Source organism: Caulobacter sp., from assembly GCF_035254145.1.
GTDB lineage: Bacteria > Pseudomonadota > Alphaproteobacteria > Caulobacterales > Caulobacteraceae > Caulobacter.
Genome location: NZ_DATFAV010000087.1, coordinates 1 through 5,972, shown reverse-complemented (window position 1 = coordinate 5,972; position 5,972 = coordinate 1). Strand labels below are relative to the sequence as shown.

Here is a 5,972-nt window from a genome sequence, read left to right as displayed (position 1 = left end):
CCAAGATCTCGCGCTTGCCGGCGTGGTTGGCGGCGCCGACGACGCCTTCCTTTTCCATCCGCTCCATCAGCGAGGCGGCCCGGTTGTAGCCGATCTGCAGGCGGCGCTGGATGTAGCTGGTCGAGGCCTTGCGGTCGCGGGTGACCACGGCCACGGCGTGGTCGTAGAGGTCGTTGCTGCCGCCCTCGCCGGCGAAGGCGCCCTCGATGGCCTCTTCCTGCTCCTCGTCGCCGCCGGCGGTGACCTCCTCCAGGTATTGCGGCGTGCCCTGGTCGCGCAGGAAGCGGGCCACGGCCTCGACCTCGCCGTCCGACACGAACGGGCCGTGCAGGCGGGTGATGCGGCCGCCGCCGGCCATGTAGAGCATGTCGCCCTGGCCCAGCAGCTGCTCGGCGCCCTGCTCGCCCAGGATGGTGCGGGCGTCGATCTTCGACGTGACCTGGAAGCTGATCCTCGTCGGGAAGTTTGCCTTGATGGTGCCGGTGATGACGTCGACCGACGGGCGCTGGGTGGCCATGATCAGGTGGATGCCGGCGGCGCGGGCCATCTGGGCCAGGCGCTGCACGGCGCCTTCGATGTCCTTGCCGGCCACCATCATCAGGTCGGCGACCTCGTCGATGACCACGACCAGGTAAGGCATGGCCTCGGGACGGATCTGCTCGGTCTCGTAGATCGGCCGGCCGGCGTCGTCGAAGCCGGTCTGGACGGTGCGCTCGAAGTGCTCGCCCTTCTCCAGCGCTTCGTTGGCCTTTTCGTTATAGCCGGCGATGTTGCGCACGCCGATCTTCGACATCCGGCGATAGCGGTCCTCCATCTCGCGGACGGTCCACTTCAGGGCGACGACCGCCTTCTTCGGATCGGTCACGACCGGCGCCAGCAGGTGGGGGATCCCGTCATAGACGCTGAGTTCCAGCATCTTGGGATCGACCATGATGAAGCGGCACTTCTCGGGCGGCAGCTTGTACAGGATCGACAGGATCATGGCGTTGACGCCAACCGACTTGCCCGAGCCGGTGGTGCCGGCGATCAGCAGGTGGGGCATTTTGGCGAGGTCGGCGATATAGGGTTCGCCGCCGATCGTCTCGCCCAGCGCCATCGGCAGGATCTGGCTGGCCTTCTCGTAGTCGGCGCTGCTCAGCAGGTCGCGCAGATAGACGGTCTCGCGGCGCGAATTGGGCATTTCGATGCCGATGGCGTTGCGACCCTGGGCCACGGCCACGCGGCACGAGATCACGCTCATCGAGCGGGCGATGTCGTCGGCCAGGGCCACGACCCGGGCGGTCTTGACGCCGGGAGCCGGGACCAGCTCGTACATGGTGACCACGGGACCCGGCCGGATCTGGTCGATCTGGCCCTTGACCCCGAACTCGGCCAGCACGCTTTCCAGCAGGCGGGCGTTCTGGCGCAGGGCGGCGGCGTCGACCTCGGACGAGCGCGGCTTGGACTTGGCCAGCATGGCCAGTTCCGGCAGCTGGAAGCCGCCCTGGTCGTCGAAGTCGAAGGCTTTCTGCTGCTCGCGCTGCTCGCGGCCCGACTCCTTGGGCATGGATTTGGGCTTGGCGATCGCCATCGGGCGCGCGTCCAGCGAGTCCTCGAAGTCGTCCTCGTCGTCCTGCGCGGCCGGCGGCGGGGTATAGGCGCGCTCGGGCGCGCTCGGGGCGGCGGCGATGGCGGTTTCGTCGTCCTGCGCCTCCAGCGGCGGCAGGCGCATGGCGCGCTCGCGCTTGGGCTCGGGCTTTTCCTTCTTGGCGCGAACGGGCTTGGCCGTGACGGGGTCGGGTTGGCGAGGCGCGCGCGGCTGCAGGGCGCCGTTGAGCGCCGCCTGAATGGCCTCGGGATCGATGTCGCGCACGCCGATCGCGAAGCCCAGGGCGAAGATCGCGCCGATCGCGAACAGCACCGCCGCGATGGCCGTGGCGGCGGGGATGTGGGCGAAGCGCAGAGCGCTGGCGACCATGTGCAGCAGGGAGTCGCCCCAGAAGCCGCCGAGGCCCTTCTCCAGCTGCCAGATGGCTGGCGGCGGCGGCGCGGCCAGCATCGCCGCGAGGGCCAGCAGGCCCAGGGCGCCGACCAGCGCCCGGCGGCGCAGGTCCTTGCGGCCGGAATCCGGGTCGGCCTGGGCCACGCGGGTGACGCCGAAGACCAGCATCAGCAAGGCGACGCCCCAGGCCGCCAGGCCCAGCGACTGCATCAGCATGTCGGAGATCGCCGCGCCCATGCTCCCCAGGGCGTTGCGCGCCGGCTCGCCGGTGACGGCGTTCAGGCTGGGGTCGGTGGCGTTATAGGTGGCGATGGCTAGCAGCAGTCCGGCCCCGATGACCGTAATGACCCCGCCCCGAAAACGGGCGGTCCAGGGCTGGACCCAGCCATAACGGATCGCGTCCCACAGGAGCTCCGTCGGGGATCGCCGCGCGGCTCGCGCCATGAAAGTCTCCGAACTCAACACGTCTCGCGACCCGTCAGGATGGGTCGAACCATCATGTTTTGCCCCAAGACCGTTAAAAGGCGTTTACGACGTTCGTCAGGATTTGATTCAGGAGGGCGAGCGGCGGCGCCGGAACCTAGATGCTCCCCCGCATCGCGGGGGAGGATTTTCGCTCTACGCCGCCTCGAACGTCAGCGGTCCGCCCCAGAAGCTCTGGACCAGGCCGTTCTGCGGCCCCGGCGTTCCGGTGGTCAGGAACACCCGGCTTCCGCCCCGCCCCGGATCATAGTCGGGGTGGCGCTCCAAATAGAGCTCCAGCGCGTCGGCGGTGGCCTCGGGCTGCTGGATCAGCGGGGTTCCGGCCGGCAGGGCGGCGCGGAAGATGTCGGCGATGATCTCGTAATGGGTGCAGCCCAGCACCACCCGGTCCGGATAGCGGCCGATGCGCCGCTTCAGCGCCTCGACATGGTCCTCGACCGCCTTGGCGAGCTCGACGACCGAGGCGTCGCCCTCGATCAGCGGCACCAGCTCGGGGCAGGCCTCGGAGAACACCGCCAGGTCCTGCTTTCGCTTGTCGATCTCGATCTCGTAGACCCGCGAGCGCACGGTGGCCTGGGTGGCGAAGACGCCGAGGATATCCAGCTGCTCGACCTTCTCGCCGCGCCGCTCGGCCTCGTGCTCCCAGGGCAGGCCCGTGGCCTTCTCGATGGTCGGCACGATGATGCCCAGGATATTGACCGGCCGGCCGAGGGTCTTGCGGTAGCCGGGCAGCCAGGTCTGCTGCAGGCGGCGAAGGGCGATGGCGCTGGCGGTGTTGCAGGCCAGGACCACCAGGCTGGCGCCGCGCTCGAACAGACGCTCGCAGCCAGCCTTGGTCAGCTCGACGATGTCCTCGCCGGTCCGTACCCCGTAAGGAGCGTTGGCCTGGTCGGCCAGATAGGTGAAGTCCGCTTGGGGCAGACGCTGCACGAGGGCGCGGTGGACCGTCAGGCCGCCCACGCCGGAGTCGAAGACGCCGATCATGGGCCCAGCTTTAGACCCCAAAGCCGGCCTCGTCCACGCGGGCGGAAAGGTTACGGTCCTGTCATGTGACGGGCCCCGAGCCTTGCCCTACGGTCCATCCAAACTTTCACCGGAGATCCTCCGTGCAACGTCGTACGTTCCTCGCCTCAGCGGCCGCCACCGGGGTCGCCGCCGCCCTCAATCCCAGTGTGTCGATGGCCCAAGCGTCCAATCCCCTGCTCCAGAAATGGACCGGCCCCTATGGCGGCGTGCCCGCCTTCGACAAGGTCAAGGTCGCCGACTTCAAGCCGGCGCTCGAGGCGGCCATGGCCCGGAACCTGGCCGAGATCGACGCGATCACCGCCACCAAGGCCGCCCCGAATTTCGAGAACACCATCGCCGCGCTGGAAGACGCCGGTCGGACGCTGAACGACGTCCAGACCTATTACGGCATCTGGGGCTCGAACATGAGCACGCCGGAGTTCCAGAAGGTCGAGGCGGAGATGGATCCCAAGCTCTCGGCCCACTACGACAAGATCAACCAGAACGCGGCGCTCTTTTCCCGCATCGAGGCGGTCTACACCTCGCCGGACAAGGCCAAGCTGACGCCTGAACAACAGCGCGTGCTGTGGATATACTACACCAACTTCGTCCGCGCCGGGGCCAAGCTCGATCCGGCGGCCAAGGCTCGGGTCGGGGCGATCAACACCGAACTGGCGGGGCTCTACACCAAGTTCAGCCAGAACCTGCTCGCCGACGAAAACACCTGGATCGAGCTGTCGGACGCCGATCTGGCCGGCCTGCCCGAGACCCTGAAGGCCGCCGCCGCCTCGAACGCCACGGCCCGCAAGCTTCCGGGCAAGTTCATCGTCGTCAACACCCGCTCCAGCGTCGACCCGTTCCTGACCGAGTCCCCGATCCGCGCGGCCCGCGAGAAGGTCTGGCGCGCCTTCGTCAACCGTGGCGACAACGGCGGGGCGACCGACAACAACGCCATCATCTCGAAAATCCTGAAGCTGCGCGTCGAGCGGGCCAAGCTCCTGGGCTACCAGACCCACGCCCACTGGCGTCTCGAGAACGCCATGGCCAAGACTCCCGAGAACGCCATGGCCCTGATGGAGGCGGTCTGGACCCCGGCCATCGCCCAGGTCGCCATCGACGTCGCCGACATGCAGGCGATCATCGACAAGGAGGGGGGTGGTTTCAAGCTGGAGCCGTGGGACTACCGGTACTACGCCGAGAAGGTCCGCAAGGCCAAGTACGACCTCGATATGAACGAGGTGAAGCCCTACCTGCAGCTGGACAAGCTGCGCGAGGGCATGTTCTGGGCCTCGGGCCAGTTGTACGGTTTCGAATTCAAGAAGATCGAGGGCGTCCCCGTCTATCACGAGGACATCACGGTCTATGAGGTGACGCGGGCCGGCAAGCACGTGGGCCTGTGGTACTTCGACCCCTACGCTCGTCCGGGCAAGCGGTCGGGCGCGTGGATGAACGCCTATCGCACCCAGGAGCGCTTCTCCAAAAAAGCTGGGGGCGAGATCACCACGATCGTCTCCAACAACTCCAACTTCATCAAGGGCAAGCCCGGCGAGCCCCTGCTGATCTCGTGGGACGACGCCACCACCCTGTTCCACGAGTTCGGCCACGCCATCCACGGGCTGAACGCCGACGCGACCTATCCGACGGTGTCGGGCACCAACGTGGCGCGCGACTATGTCGAGTTCCCCAGCCAGCTGAACGAGCACTGGCTGCCCACGCCCCAGGTGCTGAACCAGTTCGCCCTGCACTATCAGACCGGCCAGCCGATCCCGCAGGCCCTGGTCGACAAGATCGAGGCCGCCGACAAGTTCGGCCAGGGCTTCGGCACCACCGAGTACCTGGCCAGCGCGCTGATCGACATGAAGCTGCATCTGGCCGGCGACGTCGACATCGATCCGGACAAGTTCGAACGCGAGGAGCTGGCCAAGCTGAACATGCCCAAGGAGATCGTCATGCGGCACCGCACGCCGCAGTTCGGTCACGTGTTCTCGGGCGACGGCTATTCGGCCGGCTATTACAGCTATCTGTGGGCCGACACCCTGACCGCCGACGTCGCCGAGGCCTTCCAGGAGGCGCCGGGCGGCTTCTACGACAAGCCCACGGCCAAGCGCCTGCACGACACCATCATGTCGAAGGGCAATTCGGTGGATCCGGTCGAACAGTTCCGGGCCTTCCGCGGCCGCGACGTCAAGATCGGCGCCTTGATGCGTCACCGCGGTTTCCCGGTCCCGGCGGGGGCGTAGGACCTGTTCCCTCTCCCCTTGCGGGAGAGGGTGGCCCACGAAGTGGGTCGGGTGAGGGGTTGAAGAACGGAACCGCCGCGACAGCTTAACCACCGCCGCGGCGTTTCTATTTTCGCGACCCCTCATCCGTCGCCCAAGGGCGACACCTTCTCCCGCAAGGGGAGAAGGGCTATTCAGTGAAACGAGGGGCTGAAGGAGTTTCGATGGCCGCGTCCAAGACCGCCCTGTCCGCCCTCGCCCTATCCATGGTCCTGGCTTCGTCC

General features: G+C 67.4%; 3 protein-coding genes and 1 pseudogene. 1 reads left to right on the top strand and 3 read right to left on the bottom strand.

The window, feature by feature from the left end:
* Together VJ655_RS04835 and VJ655_RS04830 are read right to left on the bottom strand one after the other, a co-directional pair.
* The coding region (locus VJ655_RS04835) for a DNA translocase FtsK (RefSeq protein ID WP_324109931.1) at positions 1-2,443 on the bottom strand (2,443 nt) is incomplete at its 3' end.
* A 156-nt stretch (positions 2,444-2,599) separates the two neighbouring features.
* On the bottom strand, positions 2,600-3,448 hold the full coding sequence (locus VJ655_RS04830; RefSeq protein WP_324109930.1) for a glutamate racemase: 849 nt from the start codon (positions 3,446-3,448) through the stop codon (positions 2,600-2,602).
* A gap of 122 nt (positions 3,449-3,570) precedes the next feature.
* Between VJ655_RS04830 and VJ655_RS04825 the strand changes: the two genes are divergently transcribed.
* Positions 3,571-5,709: a M3 family metallopeptidase gene (locus VJ655_RS04825; protein ID WP_324109929.1), complete on the top strand. Its 2,139-nt coding sequence runs from the start codon at positions 3,571-3,573 to the stop codon at positions 5,707-5,709.
* On the opposite strand, the pseudogene VJ655_RS04820 reads toward VJ655_RS04825, so the two are convergent.
* A pseudogene (locus VJ655_RS04820) lies at positions 5,654-5,882 on the bottom strand (hypothetical protein). The gene VJ655_RS04825 and the pseudogene VJ655_RS04820 sit on opposite strands and share 56 nt — an antisense overlap.
* Between the last annotated feature and the right edge of the window lie 90 nt (positions 5,883-5,972).

What these genes read in the sequence shown, in the direction of transcription:
- VJ655_RS04830 (WP_324109930.1), bottom strand. Translation starts at nt 3,448, where the DNA reads ATGATCGGCGTCTTCGACTCCGGCGTGGGCGGCCTGACGGTCCACCGC.